Raw genomic sequence first — 17,385 nt, 5'->3', positions numbered from 1 at the left:
CTGGTTTATCCGTTCATTGAAACGTGAACGTGGTCATAGTGATTTTCTGTCACGCTACCACGGTCTGGCATTGGGTTCCAAGTATTAGCTGGTCCATATTTACTATCGAATGTGGCATAGAAACGTTGTTTCCAGATGATGTAACTAATTCCACGGCTGGCCATGTTTTGAATAGCGTATTCCGCAACCTTATCCCCTAGTTCTGAGCTTTCTGGTACCATAAAGTCGATAGCCAAACCTTTTCCGTGATCTCCACTGTCTCCTGGACGGTAACCACTAAAGGATGTGATGCCAAACAAGTTAGCAATTTCTTCTTTAAAGGCAGCTGTTTGTGGTTGAAGGCCAGCATTTTCAGCTTTCGCGACTGCAAGTCCAGCATAATCGGGCGCAGCTGGAGCTGCGTATGTTGTTGAAACTGTTTTCGCCTCTTCTGGTTGATAAGTAGAAACTGCTGCTGTAGCTTCACTTGATAATGCTACTCCTTTTGCTTCTGAACTTGTTGCAGTTGTTTCGATTACTGTTTCTTCTGCTGGAGTTGTAGTTGCTTCTACTGCTGATTCAGCTTGAATGCTTGCTTGTGTTTCCTGCTTCTCAGCTGGTGTCGTCGCCTGAGGAGCTACTTCTTCAACTGGACTAGTTGTTTCGGCTGTTTGCTCCTCTGGGACAGAAGTTCCTGTAGATGGTGTCACTTCTTCTGAAGCGGTCACTGTCTCTGTAACTTCTGAACTTGCTACTACTTCTTTTGTACTTGTAGTTTCTACCGCTTTTGGAGCTTCTGCAATCGGTTGAGAAAGATCTGCAACTTGAACAGTTTGATCATCAACGGTCACTTGATTGGTTGTCAAATCTGCTGTCGCAGTTGTCACTTCTTCACTAGAATCTGCTTGAGATGTTTGGATTTCAACTTCCGTTACTTCTTCTGCTTCATTGACAGTCGTTGTCAAAACAGTTTCTGGGAAAATCAGATCCATATTAGTGATTTTATTCAAATTCGCAAGAACTGTGACATCTACACCCAAGGCTTCTGCAATTGTGCTCAAGGTATCACCATACTGAACGGTATAGCTTGTTTTGTTATCCGTTTTAGTCAAATCATTTTGGATTTGCTCAACACTACGTGCAGTCCAAAGAATTTCTTCTGCTTGGGTTGCCAATACTGGGGCAAATGACAAGGCTACTGTTGAGGCTAATAATATTCTTTTCTTCATTCTTTCAAATTCCTTTCAAATGAGTACCTGTCTATCATAACACAAAAAATGCAGAAAAAAAGCCCTCTCGGGCCTATTTAACAGAACTGTCCATTCCTTGTAACAAACTCGGTTACTTGAAATAGTTTGTTAGGTCTCTGTCACAAAACTGACACAATCTTTTTATCGCTCAACCTCAAAAATATGGGAAATATCTACTAACGCTTGAATCCTGTGATTACCTTCATAAATCGACTCTAAAAAGTTGATACTTTGAATCCCACTATTCTGGGCAAATTCCACATCCAGAGTCCGATCCCCTATATAATAGGTCTTCTCAGAATCCAACTGATACTTGCCTAACAGATAAGTAGCCGCTTCTGAACTAGGTTTACGCGCAAAGCCACTCTGACTGGTTAAAATCTCTGTAAAATAAGATTCCAACCCCAAGTCTCTGAGAATGGTAAGAGCATTGTCTCCCTTATGAGTGTAGACAAACTGCTGAATCCCTGTCTCGTCTGCCCAATCCAACACCTCACGCGCACCTGGCATCAAAACCACCTGAGCGTTCTTCTCAGCCAAATTCTGGGCACGCACCTGATTTAGCACTTCCACATCCAGTTTTCTCTTTTCCGCAACTTTCTCCAGCAAATCCTGCACAGAAAACTTGAGAATAAACTCTCTCACCTTCTCCTTATCATAAGGAATAGAAAACTGACCAAAAGTCTCCTCAATCCCTAATAAAATCGCTTCGTAAGAGTCCAATAAAGTCCCGTCTAAATCCCAAATAAAAGCTATTTTTTGCATTTCCTATCCTTTCAAGCTCATATAACGCTGGTAACGATAACGTAGAAATAACCAACGAAAACCATTATCCAAAAGGGTTCCGGCCCAAATACCGGGCAAGCCCCAACCAAGCACAATCCCCATCAAATATCCTGTTCCAATGCGGATACACCACATTCCTATACTTGTCGCATAAAAGGGAAGACGAGCATTGCCCAAACCCTGCCAGACTGCTGTATAGATGACTGTTCCTATCGTCATAGGAGTACCAAGTAGTGAAAAAAATGTCACTAGCACACTAGCCTCCACCGCTAGAGAATCATTCGTATAGAGATGAGTCAGTGGTATGCCCAAGGCATAGACACTAAGCGTCAAGGGTAACATGAGAAGCAGAGAAAGCCAAAAGGTTCGCTTGCTCAAACTAGCTACTCTTTCCCAATTATCCTCTCCGACCGCTCGAGCCACCAGCATGACCGTTGCCGTAGCCACGCCAAAGGCAGGCATATAGTTAAACTGGGTCAATACTTCTCCGACTGCATTCCCAGCCACTGCCTCCGTTCCAAAAGAAACGACCAAGGCAATGATCACGACATCTCCAGCCCGCATCATAAGCCGCTCTCCAGCTGCTGGTAACGCTAAGGTCAATAGTTCCTTATCTAAACCAAAAGTCGGTTTCTCAAAAGGCAACTTTAATTGCGACCATAAAATCACAAGACCTACCAAACGAGACAGAATTGTCCCCCAAGCAACACCAGCTATCCCCATATCCAGAACAAAAATAGCTAGACTTGAAAACAGAATATTCAAGGCATTGGATAAAAAACTAACATAGAGAGGCAAACGTGGATTATGCGTTGCACGAATCAAGGCTCCCAGACTAGTCATTAAACCTAAGAGAACAATCGATCCTCCTACCAAAGATAGATACAGTCCACCACTCTCAGCTACATCTCTCTCCGTCCCCAAAAGTCCTATTATCTCTTTCCCAGCGAAGATGGACAAAAATCCTAAAAGGAAACTTAATAGTAGGGTAATCTTCAACGCCTCAGTCACATGATAGGCTAGCATAGATTGATCCTTCTGCCCCAAACTTTTTGAGATAACACTGGAAATAGCAGCTCCCAGAGCGATGAAAATCGCCTGGTAAATCGTGATAATATTACTTGCTACTGATACACCTGAAATGGCTATCAATCCTAAATGAGCAACCAAATAACTGTCCACCATCCCAATGAGCATCTGCAAAAAGTTTTCGCCCATAGCTGGCAAGGCAATATTAAGAATGTCCTTATTTTTCTTAAACAATCCTTCCTCCTGATGAAAAGAAACTCAGTTGGTTTCCCAACCGAGTTTACTCCCTCTGTCTTAAAGTCCTAGATAAGCCTCAACCGCTACTTGCATGTCTGTTGCTGCAACAGTTGTCTTATGACGAACAGGAGCTGTTTCAAGGCCATCAACTGCTGGTGGCACAGCCACTCCTGAAATTTCATGTAATTGAGCCAAGGCTTCAAAGTCGCCAAGCCCTGATTTTCCAGTTACAGCTTCTACTGCAACCACTGGGAACTTGTATGGACTCGCTGTTGAAGCAATCACTGTCTTAGTCGCATCGCCAGTAGCATCTTGATATTTCTTGTAAACTACCGAGGCGACCGCCGTATGTGGATCCTCGATATAAGAATCCGACTCATAAACACGCTTGATTTCTACCGCTGTTTCTTCCTCAGTCGCATATTCAGCTGCAAAGAGGTCCAAAATCTCTGCATCAAAGTCTGTCAACTCATATTGACCTTGCGTGTTCAAGGCATTCATAAGTTCAGCTGTCTTAACCGCATTATTACCCAAAAGGTGGAAAATGAGACGCTCCAAGTTTGAAGATACCAAGATATCCATAGATGGGCTAGTTGTTACCTTAAACTCACGTTTCTTATCATAAACATGTGTCTTGAAGAAGTCTGTCAAAACATTGTTGTCATTTGAAGCACAGATTAATTTGCCAACTGGTAGACCAATTTGCTTAGCATAAAAGGCAGCCAAGATATTTCCAAAGTTTCCTGTTGGTACTGTGAAGTTGACCTTATCACCAGCCACAATATCACCAGTCTTAACCAACTGAGCATAGGCATAAACATAATAAACAATCTGTGGCACCAAACGACCGATATTCATAGAGTTGGCAGATGAAAATTGCAGTTTATTGGTAGCCAACTTTTCACGAAGGGCTACATCATTAAACATATGCTTCACATTTGTTTGAGCATCATCAAAGTTACCATCAATAGCGATAACATGAGTATTATCACCAGTCTGAGTAGTCATTTGCAACTCTTGAACCTTGCTGACACCATCCTTTGGATAAAAGACGATAATCTCAGTTCCAGGCACATCCGCAAACCCTGCCATAGCAGCTTTCCCCGTGTCACCAGATGTCGCTGTCAAGATAACAATCTTATTTTCCAAACCATGTTTCTTAGCAGCAGTCGTCATAAAGTATGGCAAGATAGACAAGGCCATATCCTTAAAGGCAATCGTTGAACCATGGAAAAGCTCTAAGTTATATTGTCCGTCTAATTTCACTAATGGCGCGATAGCTGGAGTATCAAATTTGCTATCGTAGGCATTGTTGATACAGTAGTCCAACTCCTCAGCTGTAAAGTCATCTAAAAATGCTGACAAAACTAGCTTAGCAACTTCCTGGTAAGAAGCATCTTTCAATTTGTCAAAGTCCAAATCTATCTTTGGATAAGTAAGCGGTGTAAACAAACCGCCGTCCGTCGCCAAACCTTGCAAAATAGCTTGGCTAGCAGTTACTGTATTATTGGCATCACGCGTTGATTGATAAACTAATGTCATTACTCTCTATCCTTTATTTATAGTCTCTTCCATTATATCATGATTTTTCAGAAAATTCTCCCTTTATAAGAGAAATTATAGGCCCAATTCTTCTTTCAAAGGCTGTAAATAGGTGATTTCTTGCTTATTTCTCATCTCCAGTCCTTCCTCAGCTAGCAGGAGTAAGTCTTTGGAAAATGCAATAATCGCAGTTTCTTCCTCATCTGTAAGCTTTTTCTTAGAAAATTGTCGTCTTAAAAACTTGTAATCACGACCAAATTCCTTAAAGAAAGGTGCTGTTTCTAAATAAGCTTCTAACTTATCTAAATTAACCAACAATCCTAAGTGAAAAGCTGCTGAAGCGAAGGTTCTATCTAGAGGCTGAGTACATACACTACGAAACTCAACTGTTCCGCGAGTCGTTAAGTCTTGGTACTGATAACTACGATGAGTTTCAAAATCCTTCTCTTGAGCGTAAATAAGAATCTCATCCCCATTAAGAGCATATGCTTGGATTTCAGATGTAGCCAAATAGTCCCTAGCCTGAATCGGATAAAAATAATAGGTTTGTCCATCACGTTCTGCAGTAAAAATTGCAGAATGATCTAGATAATCAAAAAAATCATCCTCATCTTTAAAGAGTCTAGCATTGACCCCGACATTTTCTGGATAGATACCATGCATCGATTCTTCCCAGAAAATATCCCTTGCAATTTTCGTATCCCAATCCTCACCTGAAAACTCAGAATTGGCAAATAAATACGCCTTAGCCGCTTCAATTTGGGTAAAAGCATTAATCACCCGTAAGTAGTTAGACTTTGAAACATCCAGCTGGACCTGACTCCCACAGATAAAAGCACCATATTCAGGGAAATGATGTAAATCTGATTCAGTCACATTTCTACTCAAATTTAAATAATCCATCAACATCTGATAGCGTGGATAAGCCACTGGACAATTCTCATTTTTATCCCAGTTGGGATGAATACCACAGCCAACAATAGCATGATTTGATTCAGCTAACTTCTTCTGGATTGCTTCCATATAAATACTAAAACGTTCTTCAACCTCTTGTATCGTTTCAGCCTTACCAAATGCAAACTCAATCGTAGTATAGGAAACTTCAAATAAAATAGTATCCTGACTTACTGGCTCCACTAACTGAATAGGAGTCCCAAAATCATCTACCTTTTCGACAGTAAAATCCATAGCAGAAACTAAATATCGGAATAAGTATTTGATAACTTCAACATCTGTAGCATCCCCTTCCAAATTTACAACAGGATATTCCAGCTCAATCCCGACAAACAATTCAGGATTTTCTTTAATATTTTTCAAATACCTATGTTTTAATAAATCGATAGAACGAGACATACTCCCCTACACTTTCATAATCTAAATAAAATTTGAATAAGTATTATTATACCAAAAATAATATAAAAAAGGAACGAAGATTTACAACGTTCCTTAACTCTATACTATACCGGCGGCCAACAAACTAGCGTTAAAATAAGTTAAAATAAATAAGTTGAAAGCGATTAAATCAAGATATTATCACACGCTAGTTAGTATTGAAATTAAGGAAATTGACCAGTGGTTGACCAAATAAATTTTTAGTTTTCACTGCAATTTCAAAGTTTAAAAATTTAATAATCACAATTTTTTATATAGAGTTCGATACCGTGTTCGGCACAATTGGTATAGTCCAATATTTATTCTCAAAACTAGTTTAAATAGCGCAGTCTTTTCAACTAGTTTTGTGAATCCAAAAAATCTTCCTATTTATAATAAGAAGATTTTTTTAATTATTCTATAATTGTATAATCTCCACTATCTAACAAGTCTATTACTTTTTGAACAAATTGTGTTGAGAGTAAATCTACTATATCAGCTCCATGAGTTTGAAAGTTCTCATCTATTTCTTTTATTTCTAATTGAGTATTTTTTTCTACCCTTTCTTCTGTAATTGGGGTATGAAAACTATATTCACCGATTTCATAATACAAGAAATATAAATATTTTTTCTCACCTAAACTATAATCAAAAAATTCAACTTCCTTATTTCTATCGTAGTCATAGTAACTATTTTCCCAAACAATATCATTTCTTTTTTCATTATATAGTTTTTCATAATTTTTTTGATAACTATAGACTCGTTGGCTTTTCTCACCTACATACTGTTTATGAATTAATTTTGGGCTGAAGTTTAATAATAAATCTTCTTTCATACTATAGTATTTTTCTTTCTGTTCTTTTGCATTTTCAATATTATTTTCTTTGTATTTGTAGAATCCAGCTTGCTTATAATCTTCCATCTTATCTCGATAGTTTTTTGCTCTTTTATTAACAGAATATATACACTCCGCAATAATTTTATTTGTTATTTCTTTCTTCTTAATTAAATCACTATATTTTTTAGGAGTTCTCATTTTTTAACCCTCACATTATATCTTTCTTCTAATATATTTTAATAAAAATCTTCCTATATAAATAAGAAGATTTTTTATTATTCTAATTCTTTCTGCGTACTGTTACAAGTCCAAATGTGCCAAGAATTGCACCAAATACCAACATCACAACACTTGAAGTTTCTCCAGTATTTGGTAAAGTTTTTGATTTTTCTACTCGTGAGTAACTCATTTTTTCGTTTTCTACTGGTTTAACAGCAGGCGCTGAATATGTTTCACGTTTTTCTTTAACAACAACTTTTCCTTGAGCATCCAAAATCACTTCTTTACCAGTCGCAAGAGCTTTTTGCAATTCAGCAATATTGACTTCTGGAAGTGCTTCAGCAGTTGGAGCTACTTTAGGGACAGCAATAACTGTTCCGTCAGGCAATTTGGCAACAACGTGTTCTTGAGCTTTCTCTGCAAGGTCAACGAGTGCGTCATATTCTGTTTGCAAGTCTACCAACTTAGCGTGTTCTGTACGGTATGCAGACAGCAATGTTTCAAGAGTAGACTGTGCAGTAGTGAGTTCAGCTTTTACTTGAGCCAACTTAGCTTCAGCTTTGGCTTGTTCATCTTTTGCTGTAGCGAGTTTAGCAGGTGCGTCCAAATACGCTTGCAATTGTTCAGCCAATTTCTTAGCTTCTTTAACAAGAGTATCTTTTTCTGCAATCAATTTGTCACTTTGTGCTTTCAAACTGTTGACTTTAGCTTCTTGAGCACGTAGTTTGGCTGTAGCGTCTGCAAGAGATTGTGACGCAGATTTTTGAACAACTTTAACTGCTTCAAGTTCTGCTTGAGCTTTTTCAAGAGCAGATTTCTTGTCTGCTAGACTTGCTGAGAAGTTAGCGACTGCTTCACTTGCTTTTTCTTCACGTTTCTTAGCGTTTGCTAAAGCAATTTCTGCCAAACGTAGGTTGTTTTCAGCAACTTGGGCTTGAAGTGGTTTTGCCATTGCGTCCGCAAGAACTTTTTCAGCTTCAGTCTTCAAGCTAAGTGCGCTTGCGTAATCAGTTGAAGCTTTTGTTAAAGCACGTTTAGCATTTTCTGATGCAGTTTCAGCTTGAGTAAGGTTTGATTTAGCTGTTTCAACAGCTTTTTCAAGGGTTGCTGTGTCAGTTTCTTTGGTGATTACTTGGTCGTTATCGAAATCAGCATATGTTGTAACCATCCAATATTCACCATTGATTTTAGTCAATGTTAGTGCAACTGAGCCATCTGCTTGATTAGCTAGGTTAGTACGAAGGTGCTCCCAGTTTGATGGTTCATCTTCGTATGATGATAATTCAAATGCTCGAATGACTGCTTGTTTAAGACCATACATTGTTTGTTCTTGACTACCGTCTCCAATTGGTGTAAGATTTTCTAATCCACCAGGGATGTGACCAGATGTACGTGGGTCAAGTGCACGAGCTTCATATTTTTTAGCAACAGATTTCGAGTAATCTAAAGTTTTTTGTGAAACATAAGCTTTTTTGCTTGCATTGTAACCAAAATTATGGTTTAATTGAGTTAACATTTTAGCATAGAATTCACTGATTTCAACCAATTGGTCATCAGTCAAGTTGTTCAAATCAACTGGGCGGTTTTTATCTTTTTCATCGATAGTGATAGTTGAAGCGCCAGACATTTTAACTGCCATACCACGCATTACGCGTCGAGTTGTTTCGTTATCATTTGCTCGCCACAATTCGTAAGCGTCTTTGTAGGTGATATCATTTGATTTTGCACCAATTTTATCACGAAGACTATCAGAGATATGGAAGGTTGGATTACCAATTTGAACGATATCTTTTGAAGCACCAGTATTTGCCAATTTGTCTTGAGCAGATTTCAATTCAGCTTGAGCTGATTGTAATTTGTTTTCGACATTTGTAGCATGTTCAGTAGCTGAAGCTAATTTATCTTTAGCCAATTTGACAGCGTCATTTTTGGTATTAACATCTGTTTCAGCTGATTTAATCGCTTGAGCGCGGTTCGCATCTGCTTTAGATGCGTTTTTTGTTGCGGTTTTTGCGTCTTCGACTGCTTTAGTTGCGTCTTTGACATCTGTTTGAGCTTGTGTCAAATCTTTTTGAGCAGAAGCAAGTCCAGTTCCGTCAAGAGCAGATTGTGCGCTTGAAACGGCTTGTTCAGCTGTTTTAACGTCTTTGTTAGCTTGGTCAACAGTTGCTTGAGCAGTCGCAACTTTAGCTTGTTCATCTGAAAGAGTTTTTGTTTCAGCTTTGATTTGCTCATTTACAGATTCAGTTGCTTTTTGGTTAGCAGTTTGAGCTTCAACGTTTTTAGCTTGAGCGTCTTTTACTTCAGCAACTTTTTCAGGTGTTGCTTGAGAAGCAACAGCTTCAGCGTCTTTAACAGCTTGTTTAGCAGTAGCTACTTCTTTTTCAGTTGAAGCAACGGTAGCTTTTTTAGTTTCAACATCAGCTTTAGCTGTATCAACTTTAGCTTCAGCGTCTTTAATAACAGCTTTTTGAGCATCAAGAGCAGGTTTCACTGTAGATGGTGCAGGAACTTCACTCTTTTCAAGTGGTTTTACTTGCGATTTAGCAACAAGAGCAGGTTCATTGACAGCAGTTGTGCTAACTGGTGTTGAAGTAGTTGCTTCTTGAGCAAATGCAGTTCCACCAACAGATGCAAGAGCGATTGCTGTTGAAGTTGTTAGAGTTTTAATAGTTTTGTTTGACATAAAATCTCCAAAAATCCCCATTAACAACTATATATAGTTGTTTTTTTATTTTATTATAGCACATCCAACCAACCTTGTAAAGTCATAATCAATCTTTTAAGAACTAAAATATGTAAAAAAAATACTGTAATATTTAGTTTGAGAGGTATTGTATGAAACAATCATTAAGAAAGTATGTAGGAAAACGAATCCGCCTTTTAAGGTTGAAAAAAGGATTTACACAAGAACAAATTGAAGAACGAGCTGACCTTGGAACAAATTATGTTTACAAACTTGAACATCTCGAAACAAATATAACAATTAATACCCTTGAAAAAGTTATGAATGCTCTTGAATGTGATATTTCATCTTTCTTTGATATTACAAAAAAAGATGAAAATCCTGAAATTGTTGAATTAATTACGAATATAAAAAATTTACCTGATAATAAACAAAAAGAAATACTCTCCGCATTCCATATCATACTTAATAATTTAAAATGATAATTTAATGATTTTATTTACTTCTAATTAAACTATAGCTTAGTTTAAAAAAACGCATAACTCTAGACGAACATGCTAGAGCTATGCGTTTTTATTTTATATTCATCAAATCAACAGTCCACCTATTTAAACTATCGGTTAAAACTATTTCTCCTTCCAATTGTTCTTGATAATGAATCATAGATTTTATAAATGTATCTACTGATTTAGAAAAATCAAGTTGCGGATGAAATTTAGAATCATCGCCAGGTAATGAATCAATTGTCATTTCAGCAGTCAATGATAAAGTTTGTAAAATTAAATCAATAAATTCTTTTCCTCTATTAAATAGTGTACCGTTTGAAATCATATCTAATAGTTCAGTTTCAAAAAAATTAGTAATTTTTTTATCTAATTTTGTAGTATACAAATTACTAAAATAATTAGCATGTCTTTCAAAAAACTCTTCCTTGTAATGATTGTATAAAAGTTGCATAGCTAATAAACTATTCTCATTATCCTTATCAATCTTGAGATTTGGAAATAATAAGCTAATTCCATCACCATATTTATTTTCCCATTCTCTAATAGCTAAGTCATAAGCATGAGGGACATAGTAACTCAAAGATTTTTCAATTAACTCTGTTTTTTTCTTTAAAAGATAATTCATACCTGCAAAAAACAACATTCCGAAATAAGATTCACGTTCTATTTTATTTCCCCAAATTAAAGTATATGAATCTGTAAACCTTAAATTTTTAACAATTTCAAAAGCATAGGTTGGTGTCAAAAGATACGGATTTTTTTTATATCTTTTATTATTTACAATATTACTAACAACATTAGGGTCATTTAACAAAATATCAATATTTTGCAATTTTTTATCTTTTTTTCTATATTTCACGCGTTGACTAATCATTCTATAAATTTCTTCATCTAATTTCATGTAGTACCTCTTTTCTTTAATTGATACTACTAGTATAACATAAAACTTGGGTGGTTTCTAGTTTTTAATCCAATTTTTTTAACGCAATCCAAACCCAATATTTTAGCTATAATGGACTTATGATAGTTGATAGCTATCAAAAAAAATTAACAAAGGAGGTACCAGTGATGGTATTTTTCAAAAAAGTAAATGGTTATAGTTCTAGTCTAGCAGAAGAGGCTCTTTCAGATGAAGTTGTTAAGTTGGTAGGTAAACAAATTGAGACTCAATATGAATTCGAAAAAACTGGTGAAATTGTTAAGGGTAAAGAAAAAATGAAACGTACTGATAAAATTTTAGGTTATCAAATTTACGTTGCAACTGACAATCACAATCCTTTCAAAGTCAAGTTTTTACCTGAGAATAAACCAGTTCTGTCTAAGATTGATATCGGAGATATTGTTGAATTTGAAGACTTAGAAGCATTTGAGAATAAATTTGGACAGCTATATTTCAGGGCAAAAGATATTAAGAAGAAAGGAAAATAATGCATGGCTTTTTTAATTAATAAAAGCCAAACTCAGAAAGTGTCAGAAGCGGTTATTTCTGACACTACTGAATTTGGTAAAAATAAATACGAGTTAGAACAATTTATTCTTCGAAATTTGAATAATGCTCTCAATATTAATGATGAATCATCTTATTTAAACTCATTTGATATAAAAGTTCTGAGTAATGATACTGGATTTTTATTCATTCCAAATTTACCTGTATCGTATCCGATTGATACGAAATTGTATTTTGATTTATATGCAATTTGTTCTGGTATTCTATATCCTTTTAAAACGCTATTAACTCAAAATAATGCATACTTTATCTCATATGATACAACTAACGAAAATCAAGCACGTGCATTTTTCTTTCCTTGGATTGACGGGATACCCAAACGTTTAAAGATAGGTAATTTACAAACTTTTATTAAAGAAAAGGTATCAGAGAAACATATTCCGATAATGTCAAATACTGTATCAATTGATATGACAAAAGTAGTCCATCTTGCAATAAGCGGTTCCAGTGGTTCAGGGAAAACTCATTTTGTTCAATATCTCATCCACTGTTTAAAATCAATCACAAATCAAATCATCTGTATTGACCCTAAATTGTCAGATATCTTTTTATTAGCTAAGGAGCTAAATTTAGAAGTGTTCTCTCCAATCAAGGGTTCAAACTTGAATAGTTTTATTACCGAAGTCAACGAATTATTAGCTCGTATCACTCATAAGATATACGAACGTCAAGAAACATTACTAACAAAACCAGAAACTCAGTTTGAACGTATTTATATTGTTATTGATGAGCTGTTAGCATTGGTACAAGGTAGTTCAAAACAAGCACGTGAAGCATTTTCTCAGTTACTAGGAACAATTGCTTTACTTGGTAGGCAAACAAATATTAGTCTAATTTTATTAAGTCAACGATTTGATGCAACTGCTTTTGGAGGTAATACAGCAGTACGTGAACAAATTAACTGTATTTGTATCTTAGGTGAGATAAATGCGAATACTTGCCAATTTTTGCTACCCAACACTAATGTCGATAATATTGTAGTTCCTACTGGAATTGGTACAGGTATTATCAAGTTTACAGATAGCGAACACAGAACTCACATTATGCCCTTGTTAACCCCAACATATGATATTAGAAAGGAAAAAGGTACATGAGTAATTATTTCAATAAATATAATGTAATTAATTTTACAATTTTTATTTCATTAATATTCTTCATTTTTGAACGTTTAGCTACATTTTTCATTTTTCAAACACATTTAGAAACATTTTTTAATTTTATTGTTTTTATTTCAGTATTACGTTTAATTGCAAGTTTATCATTTTTATTATTACTATTCATAATTAATATAGATTTTGCATTTCGGAATGCTGAGTTTGATTATTTCAGGAATAGCATCAAATCATACGTCGCGACATGGCAAATGAGACGATTTTGTAGACAGATAAATGTAGAACCAAGTCTAGAAGAATCTTCTCGCTACAGTAATTCAAAACAAGAAATTATCAGAAAAGCGAATCGTTCTCTACTGACATTAACTGTCATTTACTATAAAGACAGGGCTGTTGCAAAATGGACTTTCCCAGCAAATTGTGAAAGTTATAATATTATGGAAGAATTATTGGCACAAGCAAAAAGAGAATTAAACCAGCTAGACAGTAATTACTTATTTAATGATTTTATTAGATTAGAAAATAGTAGAACATTCATCTCAACAGCATTTAGAAAAAAATAAAGGTGCGGTGTACTGCTACTGAAGGTAAGCAAGTACACCAGCACCATAAATTTTAAACAATTCACGTCTAATGAATAAGAATTTTATGTTGTGATGTGTCAAGTAAATATGATGCTTGTTTGAATGTGGATGCACAGTTTTCTCCGTCTGTGCATCCACATCCAAACCATATCACAACAACTCAAAATCAACACATACTCTTTATTTTGTGTCAAAAACAGAAAGGATTTTTATGAAAATTAATCAAAATGATAGAAAACGAAAATTTTTTGGTCAAATTTCATTTGAATATGAACATAATGCAAATTCAGAATTAACTGAAAAAGATTTTCGTGAATCAGTTATTCAACGAATTAAAGACTATTGTAAAAATGAAGAAGATAGGTATTATATTATTTTTCACGATAAAGATTTAAAAGATGACGGAAGTTCAAAACCATTGCATGCACATTTTTATATTGATTTTAAGCATGCTCATACTTACTCATCAGTATTTAAAGCTCTATCAATTTCAAGGGAACAAAATTTAGAATTTGTTCGTAGTTCAATTAAAACATGCAGATATCTTACACATAGGAATGAACGTAACATGGAAGAACACAAATTTCCCTATGAGGTCAAAGACGTTATTTCATCAGAAAATGCAAATTATATCGATGATATCATGGGAAAAATCAAAAATCATAGCAAAGAAAAGTCTGATAGTGGTTTAGAAATCGATGAATATTGTTTAGAGTTAAGTTATCAAATTTCAGAGGAAGGGTTACTTATAACGGAAGTAAAACAACAATTATTTGAGCAATTTACTCAACGAATAGCACAAAAAGCGTGGAACTCAAATAAAAGACAATTTGAGGAAAACAGACAAGAATATATTCAGAAAGAGTTTATTCGTATGAGTAAGGGCGAACGAAATCATTCAGGTATTTATATTCAAGCTGAAGGGGGAACAGGAAAATCCTATTTAGCTCGCTTACTGGCAGAAGAACATGATAGATTAGGCGCGCATACCCCATCAATAAATAAAAAGCGTTTTGATTTGGGTTCAGGTTATAAAGGGGAAAAAACAATTATAATAAATGAATTAGATGCAAGTTGTGGTATGACTTTTAGAGAACTGTTTCAAGTATTAGAACCAGATTCAGCTACACAGTTAAGTTCACGGTTTAAAGATGCGTATATCATTAATGATTTAACAATTATCACAAATTCAGACACTTATTGGGATTGGTGTGATTCGTGGTTTGGTAAGAAAAATAAAGAATATCATCAGCTAATGAGAAGAATTAGATTTGTAATCAAAATGGTTCATGATGAAAAGAATAAAGTTATCAAAATTGAATTATGGAATTACACAGCTACACGTGATTTAAAAGAAAAAGCGAAACAAGCATTTGAAAAATTACAGACGTATTCACTAAAAAGTGTAGAAAATGAAGAAGAATTTCGAAAAATTGCTTCAGAAATATTAGAAAGAATTAAGAAAGAAAAAAATATTGACAGTAAAAGAAAAGTTATCACTACAGACTCAACCGACCAAAGCGAGTGCAGCGATAACTAAAGTTAATGGAAACAGTAAATACTATTTCTATACATTATTTTATCACAGAAAGAGAAAAATTCATATGACAGATAAGTTTTTAATCAAAATAGACAATTTAGAAGTACAGTTGCCTGCTTCTCATATTATCGTTGAAAAAGATGAATATCTTGATTTAAAAAAGCAAGCCTCAAAAGGGAAATATATTAGCTTAGATGAGGTTTTAAACATGTTATCAGTATCTCGACCTTGGTTATTAAAACATGTTCTTTATCAGCCAGATATTCGCTCAAAAATCGATATTGAAAAGAATAAAGATGGTTTTGTGAAATATCCAGAGAATCAGGGTGGACGGTACTACTTCTTAGCTAGCAAAACAAAACAATTTTTTGAAGAAAACTTTGCAGAAATCTTTAATTTATGATACGATAATCAAGATAATATCTTGATTATTGTCTTTTTAGAAAGAGGTAATCATGTCAGTTTCATACAGAAAAAGAGGTAAAAAGAATTTATGGGACTATAGAATATTTGATAAAAATAAAAAGGTAGTGGCTTCAAATTCAGGATTCAAGACAAAAAGAGAAGCTGAAATTGAAGCACTAGCTCTTGAACTCAAATTGATAAACGGTGCAATCATTGATAAAAATATTACATTCTATGCCCTTTGGGAAAAGTGGTTAGAATTAACAGTTAAACCACAAGGAAAAGCGGATTCTACATTCAATAAACATTTATTGCGTGGTAAGTTTATCAAAGAATATTTCAAGGACAAACCAGCTTTGAAAATTAAAGCAAGCGAATATCAAGGTTTTATAAACAAGTACGCTGAAACAAACTGTCGTGACAATGTTAGTAGAATGAATGCGGAAATTAGAAATGTAATTGTATTTGCGAAACGAGATAAGCTCAATATCGAAGATTTTACTGAAGGTGTCATTATTTCAGGTCGTCCCCCTAAAAAAAGAAAAGATGAAAAATATATTCATAGTTTTCAAGATTATCAAAAGTTAGTAACATATTTAGAACAAAATCTTGATTTAGCTACTTCTATAGTTCCCTATCTATTGTTAATTCAATTAAAAACAGGAATGCGTGCAGGAGAAGTTGCAGGTCTCACATGGGATTGTATATTGTGAGAAAGTTCAGAAATCAAAACTTATAGACGATATGATACAGCTAGGAAACGGTGGGCAAATCCTAAAACAGAAGAATCAATTCGTACAATTCCTGTTGATAACGATACTTTAACTATTCTAAAAAAATTAAAACAAGAACAGACTGTATTCATTGAAAACGGTACAATTACAAATCACGAAAATATGGTTTTAGTAGATTTGAATTATAAGATTGTAACAAATGCAGGGATCAATAAGCATCTAAAACAAATTTTAAAAGATTTGAAAATTTATCCTCAAACTATGACAAGCACAGGTCTGAGACACACGTATTGTTCAACAATGTTAGGAATGGGTGTTGATATTTGGGCAGTCTCAAAATTAATGGGGCATCGAGATATTAAGCAAATAACTGAAACTTACGGCCATCTGATAAAGGAAAAAGCGGATATTGAAAATAACAAAGTTCGTGCTGTTCTGACGAGTTTAGTTAAAAAATAGAATTATTGACCAAAAGTTGACCAAATCGAAAAGGAACGCTGATTTATCAACGTTCCTTAACTCTATACTATACCGGCGGCCGGGGTCGAACCGGCACGTCCTTGCGGACACTGGATTTTGAGTCCAGCGCGTCTGCCAATTCCGCCACGCCGGCAAATAGTAACTGGGGTAGCTGGATTCGAACCAACGCATGAGGGAGTCAAAGTCCCTTGCCTTACCGCTTGGCTATACCCCAATAATATAAAATAGGCGAGTGATGGGGATCGAACCCACGCATGCCAGAGCCACAATCTGGTGTGTTAACCACTTCACCACACCCGCCATAATTCTATTAACACGGGCAGTAGGAATTGAACCCACACTGAAGGTTTTGGAGACCTTAGTTCTACCTTTAAACTATGCCCGTAAGTAAAATAATGGAAGGGGAGGGATTCGAACCCCCGAACCCGAAGGAGCGGATTTACAGTCCGCCGCGTTTAGCCTCTTCGCTACCCTTCCTAAAAATATATAATGGCGCGAGACGGAATCGAACCGCCGACACATGGAGCTTCAATCCATTGCTCTACCAACTGAGCTACCGAGCCTTATTGCGGGAGCAGG

The 17,385-nt window shown here is 35.4% G+C and carries 14 protein-coding genes, 6 tRNA genes and 1 pseudogene; 7 read left to right on the top strand and 14 right to left on the bottom strand.

What is annotated here, in order from left to right; translation table 11 throughout:
• Positions 1-5: 5 nt before the first annotated feature.
• The 7 genes from EII37_RS07185 to EII37_RS07155 form a co-directional block, all read right to left on the bottom strand.
• On the bottom strand, positions 6-1,208 hold the full coding sequence (locus EII37_RS07185; RefSeq protein WP_124788093.1) for a LysM domain-containing protein: 1,203 nt from the start codon (positions 1,206-1,208) through the stop codon (positions 6-8).
• Between the two features lie 162 nt (positions 1,209-1,370).
• On the bottom strand, positions 1,371-1,994 hold the full coding sequence (locus EII37_RS07180) for an HAD family hydrolase (protein ID WP_124788092.1): 624 nt from the start codon (positions 1,992-1,994) through the stop codon (positions 1,371-1,373).
• Between the two features lie 3 nt (positions 1,995-1,997).
• Positions 1,998-3,278 (bottom strand): MATE family efflux transporter, encoded by a 1,281-nt coding sequence (locus EII37_RS07175; protein ID WP_124788091.1) that lies wholly within the window; start codon positions 3,276-3,278, stop codon positions 1,998-2,000.
• Between the two features lie 60 nt (positions 3,279-3,338).
• Positions 3,339-4,823 carry a threonine synthase gene (gene thrC, locus EII37_RS07170; RefSeq protein WP_124788090.1) on the bottom strand — a complete coding sequence of 495 codons (1,485 nt, stop codon included), beginning with the start codon at positions 4,821-4,823 and terminating at the stop codon, positions 3,339-3,341.
• A 75-nt stretch (positions 4,824-4,898) separates the two neighbouring features.
• Positions 4,899-6,176, bottom strand: coding sequence for a gamma-glutamylcysteine synthetase (locus EII37_RS07165; RefSeq protein ID WP_124788089.1), 1,278 nt, complete (start codon positions 6,174-6,176; stop codon positions 4,899-4,901).
• Positions 6,177-6,607: 431 nt separating this feature from the next.
• Positions 6,608-7,231, bottom strand: coding sequence for a hypothetical protein (locus EII37_RS07160; RefSeq protein WP_124788088.1), 624 nt, complete (start codon positions 7,229-7,231; stop codon positions 6,608-6,610).
• An 82-nt stretch (positions 7,232-7,313) separates the two neighbouring features.
• Complete coding sequence (locus EII37_RS07155; RefSeq protein WP_124788087.1) at positions 7,314-9,938, bottom strand: SEC10/PgrA surface exclusion domain-containing protein; 2,625 nt, start codon at positions 9,936-9,938, stop codon at positions 7,314-7,316.
• Positions 9,939-10,090: 152 nt separating this feature from the next.
• On the opposite strand from EII37_RS07155, the gene EII37_RS07150 reads away from it, so the two are divergent.
• Entirely contained in the window at positions 10,091-10,420 is a 330-nt protein-coding gene (locus EII37_RS07150; RefSeq protein ID WP_061863774.1) for a helix-turn-helix domain-containing protein, read from the top strand.
• A 91-nt stretch (positions 10,421-10,511) separates the two neighbouring features.
• Here the strand turns inward: EII37_RS07150 and EII37_RS07145 are convergent, their stop codons facing one another.
• On the bottom strand, positions 10,512-11,345 hold the full coding sequence (locus EII37_RS07145) for a hypothetical protein (protein ID WP_061865079.1): 834 nt from the start codon (positions 11,343-11,345) through the stop codon (positions 10,512-10,514).
• 167 nt (positions 11,346-11,512) lie between these two features.
• On the opposite strand from EII37_RS07145, the gene EII37_RS07140 reads away from it, so the two are divergent.
• From EII37_RS07140 to EII37_RS11405, 6 genes and pseudogenes are all read left to right on the top strand, one after another.
• The gene (locus tag EII37_RS07140) at positions 11,513-11,872 is read left to right on the top strand and encodes a hypothetical protein (RefSeq protein WP_061863773.1); all 360 of its coding nucleotides are present in this window, start codon (positions 11,513-11,515) and stop codon (positions 11,870-11,872) included.
• A 3-nt stretch (positions 11,873-11,875) separates the two neighbouring features.
• Entirely contained in the window at positions 11,876-13,045 is a 1,170-nt protein-coding gene (locus tag EII37_RS07135; protein ID WP_124788086.1) for an FtsK/SpoIIIE domain-containing protein, read from the top strand.
• Positions 13,042-13,626, top strand: coding sequence for a hypothetical protein (locus EII37_RS07130; RefSeq protein WP_061865078.1), 585 nt, complete (start codon positions 13,042-13,044; stop codon positions 13,624-13,626). The genes EII37_RS07135 and EII37_RS07130 overlap by 4 nt, the downstream gene beginning before the upstream one ends.
• A 232-nt stretch (positions 13,627-13,858) precedes the next feature.
• Complete coding sequence (locus EII37_RS07125) at positions 13,859-15,187, top strand: Rep family protein (protein WP_124788085.1); 1,329 nt, start codon at positions 13,859-13,861, stop codon at positions 15,185-15,187.
• 64 nt (positions 15,188-15,251) lie between these two features.
• Complete coding sequence (locus EII37_RS07120; protein WP_061863769.1) at positions 15,252-15,590, top strand: DUF771 domain-containing protein; 339 nt, start codon at positions 15,252-15,254, stop codon at positions 15,588-15,590.
• Between the two features lie 52 nt (positions 15,591-15,642).
• Positions 15,643-16,785 (top strand): annotated as a pseudogene (locus EII37_RS11405) (tyrosine-type recombinase/integrase).
• 70 nt (positions 16,786-16,855) lie between these two features.
• On the opposite strand, the gene EII37_RS07110 reads toward EII37_RS11405, so the two are convergent.
• The 6 genes from EII37_RS07110 to EII37_RS07085 form a co-directional block, all read right to left on the bottom strand.
• Positions 16,856-16,939, bottom strand: a tRNA-Leu gene (locus tag EII37_RS07110).
• Positions 16,940-16,948: 9 nt separating this feature from the next.
• Positions 16,949-17,020 (bottom strand) — tRNA-Gln (locus tag EII37_RS07105).
• Between the two features lie 13 nt (positions 17,021-17,033).
• Positions 17,034-17,106: transfer RNA gene (locus EII37_RS07100), tRNA-His, on the bottom strand.
• Between the two features lie 14 nt (positions 17,107-17,120).
• Positions 17,121-17,191 (bottom strand) — tRNA-Trp (locus EII37_RS07095).
• A gap of 11 nt (positions 17,192-17,202) precedes the next feature.
• Positions 17,203-17,283 (bottom strand) — tRNA-Tyr (locus EII37_RS07090).
• Positions 17,284-17,296: 13 nt separating this feature from the next.
• Positions 17,297-17,369 (bottom strand) — tRNA-Phe (locus EII37_RS07085).
• Positions 17,370-17,385 lie beyond the last annotated feature (16 nt).

It is taken from the genome of Streptococcus sp. OH4692_COT-348, assembly GCF_003859975.1.
Taxonomy (GTDB): domain Bacteria; phylum Bacillota; class Bacilli; order Lactobacillales; family Streptococcaceae; genus Streptococcus.
The sequence above is the reverse complement of the archived record's forward strand: the minus strand, read 5'-3'. Positions and strand labels throughout refer to the sequence as shown.

Excerpts from the sequence above, each read along its gene's own strand:
- thrC (WP_124788090.1), bottom strand. The coding sequence starts at position 4,823 with ATGACATTAGTTTATCAATCAACGCGTGATGCCAATAATACAGTAACT.
- EII37_RS07140 (WP_061863773.1), top strand. The coding sequence starts at position 11,513 with ATGGTATTTTTCAAAAAAGTAAATGGTTATAGTTCTAGTCTAGCAGAA.
- EII37_RS07180 (WP_124788092.1), bottom strand. The coding sequence starts at position 1,994 with ATGCAAAAAATAGCTTTTATTTGGGATTTAGACGGGACTTTATTGGAC.
- EII37_RS07150 (WP_061863774.1), top strand. The coding sequence starts at position 10,091 with ATGAAACAATCATTAAGAAAGTATGTAGGAAAACGAATCCGCCTTTTA.
- EII37_RS07130 (WP_061865078.1), top strand. The coding sequence starts at position 13,042 with ATGAGTAATTATTTCAATAAATATAATGTAATTAATTTTACAATTTTT.
- EII37_RS07145 (WP_061865079.1), bottom strand. The coding sequence starts at position 11,345 with ATGAAATTAGATGAAGAAATTTATAGAATGATTAGTCAACGCGTGAAA.
- EII37_RS07165 (WP_124788089.1), bottom strand. The coding sequence starts at position 6,176 with ATGTCTCGTTCTATCGATTTATTAAAACATAGGTATTTGAAAAATATT.
- EII37_RS07135 (WP_124788086.1), top strand. The coding sequence starts at position 11,876 with ATGGCTTTTTTAATTAATAAAAGCCAAACTCAGAAAGTGTCAGAAGCG.
- EII37_RS07185 (WP_124788093.1), bottom strand. The coding sequence starts at position 1,208 with ATGAAGAAAAGAATATTATTAGCCTCAACAGTAGCCTTGTCATTTGCC.
- EII37_RS07120 (WP_061863769.1), top strand. The coding sequence starts at position 15,252 with ATGACAGATAAGTTTTTAATCAAAATAGACAATTTAGAAGTACAGTTG.
- EII37_RS07155 (WP_124788087.1), bottom strand. The coding sequence starts at position 9,938 with ATGTCAAACAAAACTATTAAAACTCTAACAACTTCAACAGCAATCGCT.
- EII37_RS07125 (WP_124788085.1), top strand. The coding sequence starts at position 13,859 with ATGAAAATTAATCAAAATGATAGAAAACGAAAATTTTTTGGTCAAATT.
- EII37_RS07160 (WP_124788088.1), bottom strand. The coding sequence starts at position 7,231 with ATGAGAACTCCTAAAAAATATAGTGATTTAATTAAGAAGAAAGAAATA.